Annotated in this window: 12 protein-coding genes; 7 read left to right on the top strand and 5 right to left on the bottom strand. The window is 36.9% G+C overall.

Annotation, left to right across the window (positions count from 1 at the left end):
- Positions 1-110: 110 nt before the first annotated feature.
- From AC59HC_RS17090 to AC59HC_RS17070, 5 genes are all read right to left on the bottom strand, one after another.
- On the bottom strand, positions 111-1,625 hold the full coding sequence (locus AC59HC_RS17090; protein ID WP_496559046.1) for a thioredoxin domain-containing protein: 1,515 nt from the start codon (positions 1,623-1,625) through the stop codon (positions 111-113).
- Positions 1,626-2,720: 1,095 nt separating this feature from the next.
- Entirely contained in the window at positions 2,721-3,680 is a 960-nt protein-coding gene (locus AC59HC_RS17085) for a DUF3810 domain-containing protein (RefSeq protein ID WP_496559045.1), read from the bottom strand.
- Positions 3,681-3,774: 94 nt separating this feature from the next.
- A complete protein-coding gene (locus AC59HC_RS17080; RefSeq protein ID WP_496559044.1) occupies positions 3,775-5,220 on the bottom strand; it encodes an MFS transporter in 1,446 nt (481 codons plus the stop codon).
- A 30-nt stretch (positions 5,221-5,250) separates the two neighbouring features.
- The gene (locus AC59HC_RS17075) at positions 5,251-5,988 is read right to left on the bottom strand and encodes a lysophospholipid acyltransferase family protein (protein WP_110010709.1); all 738 of its coding nucleotides are present in this window, start codon (positions 5,986-5,988) and stop codon (positions 5,251-5,253) included.
- A 3-nt stretch (positions 5,989-5,991) separates the two neighbouring features.
- A complete protein-coding gene (locus AC59HC_RS17070; RefSeq protein WP_110010710.1) occupies positions 5,992-6,450 on the bottom strand; it encodes a GtrA family protein in 459 nt (152 codons plus the stop codon).
- A 365-nt stretch (positions 6,451-6,815) separates the two neighbouring features.
- Between AC59HC_RS17070 and AC59HC_RS17065 the strand changes: the two genes are divergently transcribed.
- The 7 genes from AC59HC_RS17065 (at position 6,816) to AC59HC_RS17035 (ending at position 19,056) form a co-directional block, all read left to right on the top strand.
- A complete protein-coding gene (locus tag AC59HC_RS17065) occupies positions 6,816-7,079 on the top strand; it encodes a hypothetical protein (RefSeq protein ID WP_002981716.1) in 264 nt (87 codons plus the stop codon).
- A gap of 85 nt (positions 7,080-7,164) precedes the next feature.
- Positions 7,165-8,016, top strand: a complete 852-nt coding sequence (locus AC59HC_RS17060; protein ID WP_110010712.1) for a BadF/BadG/BcrA/BcrD ATPase family protein — start codon at positions 7,165-7,167, stop codon at positions 8,014-8,016.
- Positions 8,017-8,032: 16 nt separating this feature from the next.
- On the top strand, positions 8,033-10,318 hold the full coding sequence (locus AC59HC_RS17055; protein ID WP_110010713.1) for an NADP-dependent malic enzyme: 2,286 nt from the start codon (positions 8,033-8,035) through the stop codon (positions 10,316-10,318).
- Positions 10,319-10,545: 227 nt separating this feature from the next.
- Complete coding sequence (ruvA, locus tag AC59HC_RS17050; RefSeq protein ID WP_110010714.1) at positions 10,546-11,130, top strand: Holliday junction branch migration protein RuvA; 585 nt, start codon at positions 10,546-10,548, stop codon at positions 11,128-11,130.
- Between the two features lie 57 nt (positions 11,131-11,187).
- Complete coding sequence (gene sov / locus AC59HC_RS17045; RefSeq protein WP_343643479.1) at positions 11,188-18,219, top strand: T9SS outer membrane translocon Sov/SprA; 7,032 nt, start codon at positions 11,188-11,190, stop codon at positions 18,217-18,219.
- Positions 18,220-18,326: 107 nt separating this feature from the next.
- Positions 18,327-18,704: a glycine cleavage system protein GcvH gene (gene gcvH / locus AC59HC_RS17040; protein WP_047098621.1), complete on the top strand. Its 378-nt coding sequence runs from the start codon at positions 18,327-18,329 to the stop codon at positions 18,702-18,704.
- Between the two features lie 25 nt (positions 18,705-18,729).
- Complete coding sequence (locus AC59HC_RS17035; RefSeq protein ID WP_317193513.1) at positions 18,730-19,056, top strand: VanZ family protein; 327 nt, start codon at positions 18,730-18,732, stop codon at positions 19,054-19,056.
- Positions 19,057-20,063: the final 1,007 nt, after the last annotated feature.

Here is a 20,063-nt window from a genome sequence, read left to right as displayed (position 1 = left end):
ACTGGAAATAGTCCCATTGATCACCGTTTTTCTACTCTTTTACATCTTTTCAGATGGTTATTTTGTTTTTCCTAAGATAGTGAAATTTTTAAATGAAGAAGATTTATTTGCTAAATCTCATCATCCTCGATTAATTCATCAATAAAGAAGGTGATATCTTCGCGATCATACTTATCCGGGAACTGATATCCGTTGATGATAAAGATTGGCGTAAAGCTTAATCCTGCATTACTGTTTTCCTTAGACATCTCTATCAGCGGATCCAGATTTTCTGAATTTACTTTTCCTCCGGAAAGTGCATTGATTTTGCCTTCATCCTTGGTTTCAAACCATTCTTCAACAGCGTGTAAAAACTCTTTTTCAGGTTTGTTATGATAAATATGAGTTAAATCTGAAATAAGCTGTGTATATTTTTCTGGAGCTCTGTCCGGGCTGTAATTGAATCTCATCTGCAATGAAATATCATCAGGGTATTTCTCCAAAAGTCCTTCCACCAATTTATGCGCATCTTTACAGAAACCACAGTATGGGTTGGAAACGATAGAAATACGAAGCTTGGCATCCCTTTTTCCAACAGCAAAAGTTTCAGTATCCTGAAATTCTATTTTTGGATTTTGTTCCATCTGATTTTTGAAAAGCTCATAGTTTCTTTTGAATCTGAGATTTTTTGCATTCGATTTTTGCAGCGTTTCTTTTTGCTCAAGAAGAGTATTGAAATAAATAACCGCAGAAAATACAAGAGCCCACAGAATGACAGTCAATAAAAGAGTTCCCACACTGAATGACAGGTTCTCAAAAAATAAACTGCTTACTATGATCTGGCCTACAAGAATTGAAATGATCAAAAGACATACTCTGCAGAATGTTTTTTCTACAAATGCCTGAATGTACAGAGAGTACCCGATTGCAAGTACAGAAACGAATGTAAATCCTTTTACAATATAAGCTGTAGCTGGTAAGAACAGACCTAATACAGCGAGTCCTGTAAAATAAATCAGGGAAAAATCTGCAAATTTTAAACCCAGAATGCTGGTTTTATCCTGTTTTATAATTTTATCACAGGAGTTGGCTGTCTGGCTTGCTGCTGAACCTCCGCCTCCGCATATACTTCCGATAACCGTAGAGGTGTTTCCGAATTTCTGGTTGAAAATTTCCAGAGAAATATAAACTCCTGCTAACGAAAGAAGGTTGAATATAGCTTCATAGATGCTTTGGCTTATCAAAGAATAAGCAAGAACGGCAGCAAAAATAATATAAAGAACCGGCTTGAAATTGAATGTCAGTTTGCTTTCTGCATTTTCTGTTTTTTCAAACAATAATACAAAGTCCGTCGATTTATTATAAAGCTCCTCTTTACCGAAAGTTTTTGCTTTTTCCGAATATACTGAATAATTGCTTCCTGACTTTTTTACAAGAGAGAATGAATTCTCAACAATGGCAATAAATTCCTCTGGAAGTTCGTCCCAATATTCTTTGTCAAGTTCATAAGCGTCATTTTTTACCCCCATAAAGTTGAGTGTGTCACTGAATGCCAGTGCAGATGGGTAATTGGGATGAGAGTTGAACTGGAAAATAAATTCCTGTTTATCTAGTTTTAGATGGTTGATTAGTTTGTCAAAAATCATATTAATATTTTTATCTAAAATACACAGATGTTTTAAATATACAAAAAAAAATCTCCTTTATTAGTGAGATATAAACGGATGTTGATAAATTTTATTTGATCTTCAGTATTTTATTTCTTGAATCCGGATACGAAAGCAGTTCTTGGAATATGCCTTTTGTATTATTCTTTGAGTAATTGATGTTTTAATATTTTAAGCGGGATTATTTTAAGAAGGAAAGATCCATTTCCCACAGGCAGGTATTCTAAAGTTTTCATGGTTAAGCGTACATTAAATGTTGCCTGTGGGAAGTAAAAGGATCTATTAGAAAAAGTATTTCGTGTTTTTACCTGAGACAAAGATGCATTCATAACTCTGGGAATGCAAGAAAGGGATGTCGGAATTGATAAATTTTGGATAATCTATTATCCGTTCCTGTAGGATTGCGTTGATGGAATGAATTAAGAAAATAGAAAAGTGTACCATTATGCCTTTACAGGAATATAACACAAGGTCCTTTACTATTTCGATTGATTTTTATGGAAATGTAATACTTGATAATCTTTGTGGACTTTAATTCAAGCTGGGATTATTTGTCAACATATCTGATGCTAAAGAGCTTGGGAGATCATATGGTATAATGGCAGTTATGTGGAAATTCCTATTTTGAGACAATAAACGGAATCGATATAAAAATGAATGGATTTTTATCTGAGAATATCCTGGATTATGAAGTTCAGATTTTTGGAAATATCATATAAAATACTGAGGATAACTCCAACTTTAAAACATAGGAAATAAAGCTGAGAAATAATATTTTTTATTTAAACAAATGTTTTATTTTGTTATTATTTTATAGCTTGTAGTGGGTTTTACCCTTGTTTTGTTTATTAAATTTCGATATTCTATGTAATTTGTAACAAACAGAAATGAACTCAAAAAAACTTAAAAAATCATAAAGTTTTCATAAAGTTTTAAAAAAGGATAGAAATGTTTTTGTATTTATAAAATATGTCGTACTTTTACATCGCCTTGAATGAGGGAACAAGTCAAGGTAATAAATTTTTTTTCATCATTTGTGTTTTTAGAATCGTATCGCCTGATACGATTCTTTTTTTATGTTTTCTCATAGCTTAAGAGAAGATCAATAAAGTAAGAATAGGTAACAGAGCCTTCCTGCTGATTACTTTTCAGAAACAGGTTGTTAGTAAATCCAAAGAATTCATCAAGCCATCCCTGATGCTGAAAAATAAAACTTTTTTCATAAGCACGGTCTCTTTTCATGGCGGGAGAATACTGGTGAAGAATATTCTTTACAAATTCAGGATCTTTCTCCACAATAAATCTTAAAAGACTTTTTAAAGTGAAAAATTCAGTACTGTATCTCAACTCAGGATTACCGGAATGAATGCCTATTAAGTACCCTATAAAATTAGCTTCCTGCTCTCTGGCAAAGCCAAGCTGATGTGAACTTTCGTGCGCTGTGGTGAAAGGGATTAATGTATGAGGCAGCTCAGTATTATACTGGGCTTCAGCTGTAAAAGGATTATAATAGCCTAAAATTCCTGTAAAGCTCATTACATTTTTGAATAAACTAGGCTTGATGTCCAGTATCTCCGGAGCTTTTTTATCGGAAATATAAGAAGGCAGCTTGGTCTGCTGATTCAGGATTTCCTTTTGAATAGATGTAAGGTTTGTGATTATAAATACTCCGTTGCTGTCCTCCTGTGTATACTGTCGTGTTGCCTTACACTTTTCAAGATAAACAAGAGCCAGTTTTTTTGCTTTTTCTATATCCGGTTCATTCTGGCTGGAAAGTTTTTTAATAATAGGAACCTGAAAATACAGCATTCCCCAAAAGATCTGATAAATAAAATAAAAGATATTCATGACGATAAGAATTTTTCTCATCGAATCACTTCTTTGCTGCTTTTTGAATAAGGTGATGAAACAGTATAAAAGAAAAGCTCCTAGTATAATATAGATCAAATCCCCGACAGAAAATGGAACCCAGCTGAACAGCACCTGATGAAGCTCTTTCTGAAATTCAAAAAAGCGTTCAAAAAAAGAAATCATTATTTTGGATTTTGAAAATCCATAAAACAAAAGAAATTGGGCAAGTAATACACCTGCCCAAAATCTTTTTTTCTTATATATATTTGTTGTTATATTAATGACCATTGCCTTTAGATATTTTATCAAGATCAATGCCCTGGGCTTTCAGAATCCCACTTACACGGATCGCATAGAATGCAAGATAAGCAAAACAAATAACCCCTACGATATAACTGAAATGAATATTGGTAATATCTGCAACATATCCCTGTATAACGCTTACAATACCTCCTCCCATAATCATCATGATAAGGTATCCTGAACCCTGGTTAGTGTGTTTTCCAAGCCCGTTGATAGCCAATGCGAAGATACACGGCCATAGCGTAGAGCAGAAAAGACCTACACTGGTAAATGCATATACAGATACCATTCCTGTAGTGAACATCCCTATAAGTAGAGCGGTGATCCCTGCCAGAGAGAAGATCAGAAGCATTCTTGCCGGGTTTCCTTTGCTTAAAATATCACAGATAATCATTGCGATAATGATAAATCCATATACATAGAACGGAGAAAGATCATGATCGGCAATAGCGTTTACCAATAAAAATACACCGAATGCAAGATAAGGAGCTAAGAATCTTAAGATTTTTTTGAATCCTGCATTGACATCAAATGCTTCTACAGCACCTGTCCAACGGCCAATCATTAATGATGCCCAGTATAAAGAGATATAAGGTGCTACCTCTTTCGTTTCAAATCCCAAGCTTTTTTCCATATAAGCAGGAAGGTTACTGGCTGTGGAAACTTCTACCCCTACATAAACAAAAATAGCGATCATTCCCATCACCAGCTGAGGATACTGGAATGCTGACTTTCTATGTTCTCCCGGAGTTGCATCATCGGTGTCCTCAGTGTTTGTTGGAGTTACTGCAGGAAGAGAAGAGAATTTAAGCATTAAAGCTACCAGAGCAAAAGCTGCTCCTAATATCAGATAAGGTGTTTTTACACTTTCTATACTTGCTTCCGTGTTGGCAGCACTTGCAGATCCAAAAATAGCAAATGCAACGATAAGTGGTCCAATAGTAGTTCCTAAGTTATTAATCCCTCCTGCCATTGTTAGCCTCTGAGATCCCGTTTCCGTAGGACCTACTTCAATAGCAAGCGGATTAGCAACAATCTGCTGAAGAGAGAATCCTAAACCTACAATAAATAACCCTGAGATCATTAAAGGGAAAGAATGCATATTGGCAGCCGGGTAGAACAATAAGGTTCCCAATGCGGAAATCAGAAGCCCCACAATAAGACCATTCTTATATCCGATTTTATTGATCAAATCCTGTTTAAGGCTCTTTGATACAAGCATATAAATTAAAGAACCTACAGTATACGCTACATAAAAGCAGATCTGTACAAGCATACTTTCAGTTTGGGATAGATTGAAGGCTTTTTGAAAAACAGGGATCAGAATATCATTACTGGCTGCTACAAATCCCCAAAAGAAGAATACAGTAACCAACGGAATGAATTGGGCCCAATTGGTTTGTTTAGAATAATTTGACATATTTATTATAGATTTCACAAACAAATATAACTATTTCCTTTCAACGGAATACCTGATTAAGGTTTTTTTTATTGTCTCATAAGCCTCTGCTTTTGAGTCTTTTGGAGAATCTGAAGGCTCAATGATGCCATTGTAATATACCTTTACCCTTCCGGGAAAGCCTTTTGAGTTTTCAAAAGGGAACATTTCTTTAAGTCCCACAAAGGTATAAACAACGATAGGAGAATGATGTTTTGAAGACAGTATAAATGCACCGTCCTTAAAATCATCCAGGATAATAGAAGTGTCGTCCGGCACACCGCCTTCAGGAAAAATCGCGATACTGTTACCTTCTTCCATCTTCTCTGCACATCTTCGGTAAACATCTGCACGGCTTTTTGCACTCGCTCTGTCTACCATTACACATATCCTTTTATATATAGTTCCGAAAATAGGAATCTTAACCAGTTCTTTTTTTCCTACAAAACAAATCGGATGATCAGGAAACAGAATACATACAAGCATGATATCCATAATAGACGTATGATTGGAGATAAAGACATAAGGGATATTTTTATCTTTTTCCTGTTCCGAAAGTTTAATCAGGTCATATCTGAAACCCATTCCGTAGAACATACCGAAACACCATAGCCTGACCAGTTTATAGCCGTATTTATAATGCTTTTTATTAAAGGATAAAATGTAAACCGGGATCCCAATAATAACTGTCAGAAAAAATGCCAACAGCAGCAGCCAGAATCTCCAGAGATAATTTAAAATTTTTGTCACAGCCTAACCGTTAAAAATTACTTTCTTTTTTATCGAATAATTCAGAATGGAAACCAGCAATATTGCTGCAATTTTACTGATCATTTCCGGGCTCAAGGTATAAAAAAATAAATTGATATTATCTTTAAATACGAAACTGTAAAATACCTGGAAAAAACCTAAGCTGAGTAATGTTGAAAAAAAAGATACTACCATAAAATAAGCAAATTCTTTTCTCTTCGAATGTTTTCCCCTTTCAAATACAAACCAGATGCTCAGAAAATAATTGGTAATAATCCCGCAGCTCGTGGAAAAAATATTGCTTAAAGGATAGTGTACTCCGTAGAAATTGGTTTCCTTTACAAAGAAGTGCGGAAGATAGGTGCTGAAAATCTTAAAGCTTCCTATTTCTACAATGGCACTCAGTCCTCCTGCAATGATGAAGAACAAAACCTGTTTCTGGCGTAAGAGTATTTCTTTCATTTAATAAGTATAAAACTAAACATCTTTGTACATATCGGACAATCTGCCAGGTTGATTTATCTCTCACAATATAAACACCTTAGAGAATTTCTTCTGTTTATAATGGTTTTTAAATCCCAGCAGTTATACCGCTTGACAATATGAATATGCAAATTTATAACTATATGTTAAACACTGAAAAAAGTTGTTAAAATATTTTTTTTAATAAAAATTATTTCTAATTTTAATATTCAGAATGATGTAATAAAGACCTGATAATAAATTCATTTTCAACTCCTTGTGTTGATGGTTTTTTCTATCTTGTAGTGCACGGTTAAGAGCATATACTCCAACTTTTTTATGACCCAATTATTAATAATATTTGTATGAAACGTCAAAACAAATACAGAAAATTCCAGCTTCAACAGAAAAATATTGAGGCTCTTGAGAAAGAAAATTCCCGCTTCAAAAGAGTGTATTCAGAGTATGAAAATATGTCAAACGAATTGTGGAATCTTGAAAACTCCACTGGCGAGCCGGTGCCTGATGATTTTATCAATGCAATGGAATTACAGACTTCCTATCTTGAAGATGAAATAGAAGATTGGCTTTTACAATTCAATGAAAAAAAAACACAAATCAAACATTAATGATTTTAGACAGCTTCCAGGTTGTTTTTAAATGCTAATTGAAGATAAATTCATAATTTAGCACCCTTAAATTAAAATCTAAAATATGGTTGCTATTGTAGATAGTGGTTCTACTAAAACGGATTGGGTAATTCTTGATGACTTTAAAAAAGTTTTTCTGAAAACAGAAACCATCGGTTTCAATCCGAATTTTATCAACAGAGAACTTATCGCTCCTGAAATACAGAAAAATAGCAATCTGATATCGGTTAAAAATTCAATTACCAAAGTCTTTTTTTATGGTTCCGGATGCGGAGTGAAAAAAAACTGCGAAACCATAGAAGAAGAGCTGACAAAAGTTTTTGGAAAAGCAGAGATTATTGTGAAGGAAGATCTGATGGCTGCAGCCTATGCAGCATACAGTGGAAAACCTGCTATCGTGTGCATTCTCGGCACAGGATCTAATTCCTGTTTTTTTGACGGTGAAAATGTGAAGATAGAATTGCCTTCGCTGGGATTTCTGATCGGGGATGAAGGAAGCGGCAGTGCTATCGGAAAGCAGCTGGTACGCAGATATTTTATGAAAAAACTGCCTGCGGATCTTCATAAAGAATTTGAAGCAGATTATCAGCTTACCGTAGAAGATGCATTGAAAAACATGTATCACACGCCGAGACCCAATGCATATCTGGCGAATTTTACCAAATTTGTAATCGAAAGAAAAGATCATCCTTATTTCAAAGATATGGTTTTTGAAGAAATGAAAAGTTTCTTTGAATACCAGGTTCTTCCTTATGAGGAGGCGCATGATGCCGAGATCAATTTTATTGGCTCTATCGCTTATTATTATGAAAATATACTACGTTCTGTAGCTGCAGAACTTAATTTAAATGTGGGACATGTTGTGCAGAAACCAATTGAAAGCTTAGTAGATTACCACATTAAATATATACTTTAACAAAAAACAAAATTTTATGTCAAGTAACAACAATCGTGACGAAAAGAACTTTAGCCAGGCAGCGCTAGATTATCATAAAGCAGAACCCAAAGGAAAAATTGAAGTTATCCCATCAAAGCCACACTCTTCCCAAAGAGATTTATCACTGGCTTACTCTCCGGGAGTAGCGGTTCCTTGTATGGAAATTCATGATAAGCCGGAAACTGTATATGATTATACGGGAAAAGGAAACCTGGTAGCAGTAATTTCTAACGGTACTGCCGTACTTGGACTGGGAGATATCGGTGCTGAGGCTTCAAAACCGGTAATGGAAGGGAAAGGACTATTATTCAAGATCTTTGCAGATATCAACGTTTTTGATATTGAGATCGATGAAAAAGATCCGGATAAATTTATTGAAATCGTAAAAGGAATTGCTCCTACTTTTGGAGGAATCAATCTTGAAGATATTAAAGCTCCTGAAGCTTTTTATATAGAACAAAGACTGAAAGAGGAGTTGAATATTCCTTTGATGCACGATGACCAGCATGGAACAGCTATTATCTCAGCTGCTGCATTGATCAACTCTCTGCAGATTGCCAATAAAGATATTGATAAAGTAAAAATGGTGGTGAACGGAGCTGGTGCTGCAGCTATTGCATGTACCAAGCTTTATATTTCATTAGGATTGAAAAAAGAAAACGTCCTGATGTGTGACAGTAAAGGCGTAATCAATCATAAAAGAGAAAACCTTACTCCTGAAAAATTAGATTTCATCGCTCAGACAGATATCGAAACATTAGAAGATGCTGTAAAAGGATCTGATGTTTTTGTAGGATTGTCAAAAGGAAACGTAATGACTCCTGAGATGTTACAGAGCATGAATGAAAACCCTATCGTATTTGCTCTTGCCAACCCTGATCCTGAAATTGCTTATGACCTTGCGCTGGAAACCCGTAAAGATGTGATCATGGCAACGGGAAGAAGTGATTATCCTAATCAGGTAAACAACGTATTGGGATTCCCTTATATCTTCCGTGGAGCATTGGATGTACAGGCTACAGGAATTAATGAAGCCATGAAACTGGCTGCCGTACACGCTATTGCTGATCTTGCGAAAGAACCGGTGCCGGAAGCTGTAATTTTGGCATACAATGTTCAGAACCTTCAGTTTGGAAGAGAATACTTCATTCCAAAACCATTTGATAACAGACTGATCACAAAAGTATCAAGCGCTGTGGCAAAAGCAGCTATTGAAAGTGGTGTTGCCAGAAAAACCATAACGGATTTTGATGAATATGAGCACCAGCTTTTAGACCGAATGGGCAGAGATGAAAGATTGGTAAGAATGATGCAGAGCCGTGCAAAATCCAATCCGAAAAGAATTACCCTTGGAAATGCTGAAGAATATAATGTATTGAAAGCTGCCCAGATTCTTTATGAAGAAGGAATTGCTTACCCAAGCCTTTTAGGAGATAAAAAATACATCAAGGAGCAGATGGAGCGTTACGGAATTACTCTGGATGTTCCTATCATTGATCCAAGTGATGACGATCAGAAAGAAAACAGAAAAAAATACAGAGAAACCCTTTGGAAACTTCGTCAGAGAAAAGGAATGAACGAGTACAAAGCGAAAAGATACGTACGCCAGAGAGATTATTTCGGACCTTTGATGCTGAAACATGGTGATACAGACGGACTTATCGTAGGATTCTCTAAGAACTATACTTCCGTTTTACGTCCTGTTTTAGAAGTGATCGAAAAAGATAAAGGAGTAGATAAAGTAGCGGCCATGATGATGATCTTGTCTGAAAAGAAACCTATTTTCTTCGCAGATACCTCTATCAACCAAAACCCTACAGCAGAAGATCTTGTGAATATTGCTAAAATGGCTGAATTTACAGTAAAATCTTTTGCCATTGAACCAAGAATTGCAATGCTTGGATTTGAAAACTTTGCTGCAATTTCTGAAACATCCAAGAAAGTAGCAAAAGCAGTAGGAATCCTTCATGAAAAATATCCGAAAATGGTTGTGGATGGTGAAATTCAGCCGGACTTTGCAATGAATGCAGACCACTTGAGCGATTATCCATTCTCAAAATTAGGAACTACTCCGGCAAACACGTTCATCTTCCCGAATCTGGAAAGTGCAAATCTTTCTTACAAAATTCTGAGAGGTATGAAAGTAGCACAGGTTATCGGACCTATCTTAATGGGATTAAAGCAGCCGGTACACGTACTTCAGATGCGTTCAAGCGTTGATGAGATCGTAAACCTTGCTACCATTGCTGTTCTTGATGCTCAAAGAAGAGAGAAGAAATAATACAGAACAGATGGCATCACTGGAAATCAATAATCCATCTTTCTTATTTCAAAATTGACACTTTAAACCGTGTACAGATAGTAAAAAGACTCCATATTTTGGAGTCTTTTGTTTTTCTGTTAATTCCTTGAATTCTTATTTAAAATTTAAGTTAAAAATCATTCGTACATCAAATGAAAACATTAATTAGTTTAAATTGCTATATTTGGGAGTTTTAAAAATTAATAATGATATTTTCTTTACAAGGCACTGTTCAAGAACTTACGCCTACTTACGCTGTCATCAATGTTCAAGGAGTTGGTTACTATGTGGGAATCAGTCTGATGACCTCACAGACGCTGGTTTTGAATCAGCAGACCTTTTTATTTATTCAGCAGATCATTCGTGAAGATGCTCATCTTCTCTTTGGATTTAACACACGTTCAGAAAAAGAAATGTTCAATCTGTTAATAAGCGTTAATGGAGTAGGAGCTGTTTCAGCATTGATTCTGTTGTCAACATTGAGCCTTGATGAAATTGCTTCGGCGATACTTTCCGGAAACAGTGCATTGATCCAAAAAGCAAAAGGAATTGGTGCAAAAACTGCCGAAAGAATTATCGTGGATCTTAAAGATAAAGTACAGAAATACAGCGATCCAAACGCGAACATTTCTGTGATGGTGGATAATAAAATTAAGGAAGAATCGTTATCTGCATTAGAAGTTTTAGGCATCCCTAAACGAACAAGCGAGAAGATTGCGGATAAAATTATCAAACAAAATCCAAACATCTCGGTAGAAGAATTGGTTAAACAAATCTTAAAAAACATTTAACATTTGGTGGCGAATATTAAGCATCTTAACATATTTTTGTTCCTGTCGTTCCTGTGTATGTCTGTGAGTGCTTTTGGGCAGGCACAGAAAGATACAGCGATCATAAGAAAACAATATGAAGTGGCCGACCCTACGAGGTATGAAGCCTATTACGACATAAAAACCGGGATGTACTATGTATATCCAAAAATCGGAAATACCATTACAGGTCCTCCTACAGCCATGTCTCCGGAAGAGTATAAAGAATATATGCTTGCCAGCCAGACAAAAGCCTATTACAAGGAGAAATCCGATAAATATAATCTTCTCTTCAGAAGAGACAGATCTGATGCCAGAAAGAAGGGGCTTATTCCTTCATTACAGATCAACAACAAGCTTTTTGAAACCATTTTCGGTGGTAATAAAATTGAAATCATCCCTTCAGGATACGCATCCCTGGACTTTGCAGGACTTTACCAGAAAATAGATAACCCAATGATCCTGCCTCAGAACAGGACCAGTTTTACCTTTGATATCGATCAGAGAATTCAGTTGGGATTATTGGGGAAAGTAGGGGAAAACCTTCAGTTAAAGGCCAATTATGATACCCAGAGTGGTTTTGCTTTTGAAAACAGGATGAATCTTGTATGGCAGGCAAAAGGAAGCTGGAAAGATCTTCAGAGTAAAGGTCTTGGAAATGTAGATAAACCGAATGAAGGAGGAGAAGATAAAATCATCAAAAGAGTTGAATTTGGTAACGTAAACATGCCGCTTTCAACCAGCCTTATCCGTGGTTCACAATCGCTGTTCGGGGTGAAAACAGAATTCCAGTTAGGAAAAACATTTGGAACAGTAGTTCTTTCCCAGCAGCAGGGTGAAGCCCGTAATATTGTAGTACAGGGTGGTGGTGTGATGAACAATTTTAAAGTCAACGCCATTGACTACGAAGAAAACCAGCACTTCTTTATAGGACATTATTTCCTGAACAAATATGATGATGCCTTACTTAATTATCCGCAGATCAACTCAACCATCAACATTACCAGAATGGAAGTCTGGGTATTGGATCAGGGGAACAGTAATCTGGCATATCAGAAAAGTATTATCGGGATCAGAGACCTGGGAGAAGGTCCTGGAGGAGTTACGCTGCCGGATAACTCGCTGAACGGATTGTATGATGAAGTATCACAAGTAGCTGGAACAAGAGAAGCTGGGAAAAATTACAATGCTCTTTTTCAGGGGCATGTCTTCCCGGGAACACCTACTCCCTACAATAACGGAGAAGAATTTGTTCTTGCTACAAAAGCGAGAAAGCTGAATGCTAACGAATTTATCTACCAGCCACAGCTGGGATATATTTCATTAAACCAAAAATTGAATGACCAGCAGCTTTTAGCCGTTTCGTACTCTTATACTGTTAATGGAAGTAATAAAGTATACAAAGTAGGGGAATTTTCTGAAGAAAGCCCTGTGCTGATCACCAAGGTATTGAGAGTAAATAACAAGGTGAACACTCAATCTCCGATGTGGGATCTGATGATGAAGAATATCTATTCTATTGATGCGGGACAGGTATCTCCGGATGGCTTTATCCTTAACGTATATTACAGAGATCCAAAAACAGGAGGTAAAGTAAACTATCTTCCAGATACTCCTGTAAAAGATCAGAATTTACTGAAGTTATTTAACTGGGACCGTCTTAATATGAATGGAGATATCCAGAACAATAAAGATGGAAGTAAAGGAGACGGTATTTTCGACTTTGTGAATGGGATTACCATCAGACCGGAAACAGGAAGAGTCATCTTTACCAAAGTACAGCCTTTCGGTAAATTTCTGGAAGCAAAATTAGGAACAAGTGATCCTCAATATATATTTAAGGATCTTTATACCAAACAAAAACAAGAAGCTTCCCAGAGTAACCTTACACAAAGGTATACCATGGAAGGGCGTTACAAAGGTGTTCAGGGACAAGGTATTTCTTTAGGAGCTGTAAACGTTCCTCAGGGATCAGTAAAAGTGGCAGCAAACGGAGTACAGCTTACGGAAGGCGTAGACTATACAGTAGATTATATGCTGGGTACGGTTACGATCATCAATGAAAATGTAAAACAGTCCGGACAGGCCATCAATATTTCACTGGAAAATCAGTTGACATTTAATACCCAAAGAAAAAGATTCTTAGGATTAAACTTAGAAAGAAGATTCAGTGAAAACTTTATCTTGGGAGGAACAGTAATCAATTACTCAGAATCTCCATTGACTCAGAAAGTAAACTTCGGGCAGGAAGCGGTAAACAATACCATGGCAGGGATCAACCTGATGTACAACAATCAGGCCCCTTATCTTACAAGATTTGCCAATAAACTTCCGATGGTAAAAACTGAAGCTCCATCCAACTTAAACTTTAAGATGGAAGCAGCTTACTTATTACCTGGATTGAATAAAGGAACAAATAATCAATCTTATATTGACGATTTTGAACAAACAACCTCTAAAATATCATTAAAAGAGCCGGCAGCATGGAGTTTAGCTTCAAAACCGGAAAAAAATAAATTACCGCCATTTAACACAGTGCCTGGCAATGATGATCTAACAAGCGGATATGGAAGAGGATTATTAACATGGTATAACATCGACCCTAGATTCTGGGGAGTTGGAGGGAAAGCACCTGCAGGAATTACACCGCAGTCTGTATCTAATCACGCTTCCAGAAGAGTACAATATTCGGAGATTTATAATAACAGAGATTTCGTAGCAGGAGAACAAACCTTTACGAATACTTTTGATATCTCTTATTTTCCGAAAGAAAAAGGACCGTATAACGTAAATCCAGTAACAGAACAGGCACAGAGCAGATGGGCAGGGATTATGAGATCAATCAGTGTTCCGAACTTTATTACTTCAAACATTGAGTATGTTGAATTCTGGATGATGGATCCTTACGCAGATGGTAAAACGCTGGGTACTGATCCAAAACTTTTACTTCACTTAGGAAACGTTTCAGAAGATGTATTGAAAGATGGAAAAATGCAGTATGAAAACGGACTGCCAACGCCAGGTACACCATCTTCTACAACGAATTCAAATTGGGGAGTACAGCCAAAACAGCCGCCAATCTTATATGCATTCTCTACAGAAGGAGAGGATAGGAAAGTACAGGATGCCGGATATGATGGTCTTACCTCGGACCAGGAAGCCATGAGATTCGGAAATACGTTTGTAAATCCGGTAACCAATATTGCAGACCCTGCAGTAGATGACTTCGTATTCTATCTTTCGGATAAATTTACAGGAAGTCAGGCAGCTTCAGTAGTGGAACGATACAAATATTTCAGAAACCCTGAAGGAAACTCAGAAGCAAACTCTCTTAACGTAGCTTCACAAACTCCGGATGTTGAAGATATCAATAAAGATTACAACCTGGATCAGACTGAAAACTATAACCAATATGTTATAAAGCTTGATCAGCCAAGTTTGTCACTTGGAACGAATAATATTGTAGATGTAAAAACAGTAAAAGCAACATTCCAGAACGGACAGAGTTCAGATGTTAAATGGTACCTGTTCAGAATTCCTGTAGCGAATTATGATCCAGCTGAAGGGACAGCAGAGCCATCTGTATTGAATAATGTAAGGTTTGCAAGATTGATGCTGGCAGGATTTGATCAGACCTCTACGCTTAGATTCGGAACAATGGATCTTGTAAGATCAGACTGGAGAAAATATACCAGTAAAATTGCCAGTGTAAATGTTCCAAATTCCGACGAAGGAACCGGAACTGTGACAGATCCAAACTTTGAAATAGGAAGTGTAAATATTGAAGAAAATGCATTGAACCAACCTCCATATGTATTGCCTCCGGGAATTGACAGACAGGTATTGAGTGGAAATGCAGGAGCGCAGAGACAGAATGAAGCTTCACTTTACATGAAAGTGAAAGACCTTAAAACTGAGGCAAGAGGAGTATTCAAAAATACAACATTGGATATGAGAAGATACAAAAAGCTGAAGCTGTTTGTACATGCTCACGATCCATTGAACAGAGTGATTGGATTGGATGAGAATACCAAATTCTTTATCCGTTTCGGAAGCGATGCTACTGATAACTATTACGAGTATGAATCATCTTTAAGAATGACTCCTACAACAGCAACAGCTCCTATGGAGATCTGGCCAATGGAAAATGAAGTTGATTTCGATGTTCAGAACTTTGTAGATGCTAAAATCAGAAGAGACAAATCAGGTGTTGCCATTACGAATAGAACCGTTGACACAGGATATCAGGAACCTTATAAAAATATTTATATTAAAGGTAGACCTAGTTTAGGAAATATTACCACCATTATGATTGGGGTAAGAAATGCAGATCCAAGAACAAACTCTACCATAACAAGAGTTCTGTGGGTAAACGAAATCCGTCTTTCTGAAATTGAGAATGATGGTGGATATGCAGGAAATGCCAGCTTAAACTTCAATATGGGAGATCTGGCAACAGTGAATGCCAATGCCTCTTATACCTCAGTTGGTTTCGGAAATATCGATTCAAAACCTGCAGAAAGAACACAGTCTACTCAATCTGCATTCAGCATCAATACGGCGATCAATGTAGATAAATTCCTTCCGGAAAAAACTGGGGTGAAAATTCCTTTAAACTATTCTTACTCGCAGACTATTGAAGATCCAAAGTACAATCCTCTGGATACCGACGTAGAATTCAATAAGGCACCGAACAAAGAGCAATTGAAAAAAGTAGCGAGAACCTATACTCAACAGAGAAGTATAGGAGTCGTTAACATGCATAAAGAAAGAGTAAATCCAAATAAAAAGCCTAAGTTTTATGATATTGAAAACGTATCAGTAACTGCTGTTTATAACGATGACTATTTCAGAGATATCTATACCAAGAGAAATTACAGACAGTATCTGAGAGGGTATATTGATTATAACTACACTTTTAAACCGTGGGTACTTAAGCCCTTCAACAAGATGATCAGTGATACGGCAAAATCGACAAAGTATCTGAGATGGGTAAAAGAATTCAATATTAATCCAATTCCTACAAGAATCTCTTTCAGAACTGAAATCGACAGAAACTACAACGAGCTTGAGTTCAGAAATGTGGAAGCAATCCTTAATGGTGATATGAACAGTAATTTCGATGCCATCAGAAACAGAAACTTCTTCTTTGGATGGCAGTATGGATTAGGATTCAACTTTACAAAATCATTAAAACTGGAAATCAATTCCGCAACCAGAACATTAAATGACAATCTGGATGTAAATTCGATGGACAGCAAATCGATTTTCGGAAATATATTCAGAGCAGGAAGGCCGGTATTGTATAATCACAGAGCACAGTTAAACTATAAGCTACCATTCCAATATTTGCCTTATCTGGATTTCATTGATGCAGAAGTAGGATACGGATTTACCTATAACTGGGCGGCGAGGTCTACGTCATTGCTTGGATTTACTGATCCTAATACAAATCAGACCGCAAGTTTAGGATCCGTTGGACAAAATACCAATGTGATTCAGGCAACAGCTTCTGCGGATCTTCCGAAGTTCTTTGGACAGTTTAACTATTTCAAAAATATTAATGCCAAACTTCAAAAACGCAGACAGGAGATGGACTCTCTGAATAATGTGTATGCGAAACAATGGGAGAAAAACAGATACCGATATAAAAAATATAAATTTAAGAATAAGCTTACTCCACTTCAAAGTGCTGCATTCTTCTTAACTTCCTTTAAACAGTTAAACGTAAGTTACAACGAAACGAATGGAACAGTACTTCCGGGATTAATATCAGCACCAAACTGGTATGGATACGGACAGACATTGGGAGGTCCGACACTGGGATTCCTTTTAGGTTCACAGGCAGATATCAGAAGAACCGTAATGGAAAACGGATGGGTGAGTAATTCAAATTATATGACAGATCCGTATGTAAGAATGTCGACCAAAGAGCTGAGAGCAGACCTACAGGTGATGCCTATGAATGACCTGAGAGTAGATCTTAATGTGTTGCATACCTTCAACAGTAACTTCTCGCATACAGGATTTAACTATACCAATGGTGGGGTTCCTGATACGGATTTTACATTTGCCAGCGAAATGATAACGTATTCCAATACTACGTCGCTTCTCAGCACGTCATTTAAAGATGGGCAGGCAGTTTACCAGGCGATCAGAGAAAATGCAAGAGTGCTTTCTCAACAATTGGGAGGTCCCGGGGCAGTATTGGATAATAACGGATTTGCAAAGCATTACAGCATTGGAAATGCCTATGTATTAATCCCAGCCTTTAGAGCAGCGATGGAAGGAAAATCTGTGTCACCTATGGGTAACCCTAAAAAAGCAGGATTCCCATTGCCAAACTGGAGAATTACGTATTCAGGATTAAAAAATATCCCGATCATCAGCGGGCAGTTCACAAAGTTCGATATCTTACATGCCTATACTGCTACGTATACAGCAACAGGTATTCAAAGCAATGTAGATTATCATGGTAATCCAGATGGATATTATCAAACAGTGGATGATGCCGGTAATGTGAAAAAAAATGATGGAGATAAGATTAACCCATATACATTCGCACAGGTGGGATATGTAGAATCTTTCTCACCGCTTATCGGAGTAGATGTTACCATGAGAAACAATATGCAGTTCGGAATACAGTACAACAGAACCAGAATGATGGTACTGGGATTGGTTAACCAGACTCTTACCGAAGATGCGAATACAGAATATGTAGTAAGACTGGGGTATATTGTCAGAAACTTCAGATTAGGAACAGCCAATATCAGAGGAAGAGGAACAAGAGGAAAAGGAAGTGATCTTAACATCAGAGGAGACATTTCATTAAGAGACAGTAAAACATCTATTATGAATATTCTGTTAAATGATGCCCAGGTTACAGGAGGACAGAGACTCATGAACATTAAACTTTCCGCAGATTACAATGTTTCCGAGAATCTGAATCTGAGAGTGTTCTACGAACAGATGACCTCAAAATATAAGATCTCCACAGCATTCCCGCTGTCTACGGTCAGAGCAGGTATCTCAGCCACATTTACATTCGGAGATTCCGGAGGTGGATTCTAAAAATAATACAAACGTAAAAGTCCTTCAGTTTTGAAGGACTTTTTTTATATCCAATATTTGAAGCTACTATATTTTTGAATACATTTGTACAAAATAAAAATTTAAAAATGAACACACCATCAGAATTAAAGTACACGAAAGATCACGAATGGATCAAGATCGAAGGTAACGTTGCTACAATCGGTATTACAGACTTCGCACAGGGAGAACTTGGAGATATCGTTTACGTTGATGTAGATACTGTAGATGATGATCTTAATGGAGGAGACGTTTTCGGAAGTGTAGAAGCAGTAAAAACTGTTTCAGACCTGTTCTTACCTATTTCAGGAAAAGTTATCGAGTTTAATTCAGAATTAGAAGATCAGCCTGAACTGTTAAATACAGATCCTTATGGAGACGGATGGATCATCAAATTGGAAATTGCTGATGGAGCAGATCAGTCAGAGTTACTTTCTGCAGATGATTACAAAGCGATCATTGGATAAGATTTCAAAAATATTTAGTAAGATACTGCCCATTTATTGGGCATTTCTTACTTATATGCTTCTCAAGCCGGGAGAAGAAAACCATGAATATTGGTTCATGTTCAGCGGTATCGACAAGGTTTTGCATGTAAGCATATTCGCAGCACTGGGTTTCTCTTTCATTGCTGCTTTTCCCAAAATAAAATTCTCATACTTTGTCCAGATCATCCTTATTTATGCTTTCCTTACAGAAATCCTGCAGGAAGAAATGGGACTGGGAAGATCGATGGAAACTTTAGATATCGTAGCAGATACCATTGGATGCTTATTAGGATATTATACCTATAAGTTATTAATCAAGCGTTTCTTTTAACACGCCTTACAAATCATCACGATTTTATATCCATTTTTTATTCTCTCTTCACCAGTACATTTAAGCTTTTTCATCCTCCAACTTTCCAACTCTCGAACTTTTTTCAGGAGCTATTTCCTGCTATCCATTCATACTCCTCGCGCCGAGGCTTTCCCACGCTGTCACCCTGAGCGAAGCCGAAGGGTCCCCCCACCAAAAAACCACCCACCCTCCGAAGCAAGCTGCGGTGTAACCATTACTATCAGGGCTAGGGTAGGAGTCGTTAATGATAAGTGGTGAATGATGAATGATGAGGTTCGGGTTATTGTGTTGCGAGTTTCGGGTTTCCAGATAGAAAAGGAACATTGGTATTGAATTTTCATATTGTAGATTTCTATGGAAACATATTATTGAGTATCAATCTCTATTCCTATTGTGTCATTCCGCAGGAATCCAAACTTCTTTACGAGAGTCTTAAAAGAAGCAAAATGCCAATATAATGTCTAAGGCCTTTTAGCCGTTAGTATTAGCCATGTCATACTGAGCTGAACCGAAGCATTGTAATTAATTACGGGTGTAGGAGCTAAACCTTATTACTCTATATAATATATAAATATACTCTTTAGCATTTCCATCCTTCCCATTCTATTATAATATAAATGTATACAATAAAGCAGGCCCCTCTTATCTGTGTAAATCTGCGAGATCTGTGGGCAATGATCATCCCCATACATAAAAAACAACAATCTCCCTTCATTATATAATATATAATCTTCCATCAATAGGAGCGGACTATAATCGTGAGCTTAATCGAAGAAAGCTTATAGCCTGGTCTCTACTATATAATATATACCCTATTTAATCCTTCCACACCTCAAACCCTCGCATCCCGCACCCCGAATCATACCTCTCTCCCCCTCAAACCCTCAAACACTCTCCCCCCCCCGATTCTCCAAACAAATGTTTAAAATTTTTCTCCCTGCCTTCCAGTCCTTTAGGAATAAATATCACTGTAATGTAAAATTTAT

It is taken from the genome of Chryseobacterium sp. DZ-32, assembly GCF_059587025.1.
Note: the sequence above shows the minus strand (reverse complement) of the source record. Positions and strands in the feature narration are given on the sequence as shown.

Coding starts and splice junctions, on each gene's coding strand:
- AC59HC_RS17070 (WP_110010710.1), bottom strand. CDS start 6,450: ATGAAAGAAATACTCTTACGCCAGAAACAGGTTTTGTTCTTCATCATT.
- gcvH (WP_047098621.1), top strand. CDS start 18,327: ATGAACACACCATCAGAATTAAAGTACACGAAAGATCACGAATGGATC.
- AC59HC_RS17055 (WP_110010713.1), top strand. CDS start 8,033: ATGTCAAGTAACAACAATCGTGACGAAAAGAACTTTAGCCAGGCAGCG.
- sov (WP_343643479.1), top strand. CDS start 11,188: ATGTCTGTGAGTGCTTTTGGGCAGGCACAGAAAGATACAGCGATCATA.
- AC59HC_RS17090 (WP_496559046.1), bottom strand. CDS start 1,625: ATGATTTTTGACAAACTAATCAACCATCTAAAACTAGATAAACAGGAA.
- ruvA (WP_110010714.1), top strand. CDS start 10,546: ATGATATTTTCTTTACAAGGCACTGTTCAAGAACTTACGCCTACTTAC.
- AC59HC_RS17060 (WP_110010712.1), top strand. CDS start 7,165: ATGGTTGCTATTGTAGATAGTGGTTCTACTAAAACGGATTGGGTAATT.
- AC59HC_RS17065 (WP_002981716.1), top strand. CDS start 6,816: ATGAAACGTCAAAACAAATACAGAAAATTCCAGCTTCAACAGAAAAAT.
- AC59HC_RS17085 (WP_496559045.1), bottom strand. CDS start 3,680: ATGATTTCTTTTTTTGAACGCTTTTTTGAATTTCAGAAAGAGCTTCAT.
- AC59HC_RS17080 (WP_496559044.1), bottom strand. CDS start 5,220: ATGTCAAATTATTCTAAACAAACCAATTGGGCCCAATTCATTCCGTTG.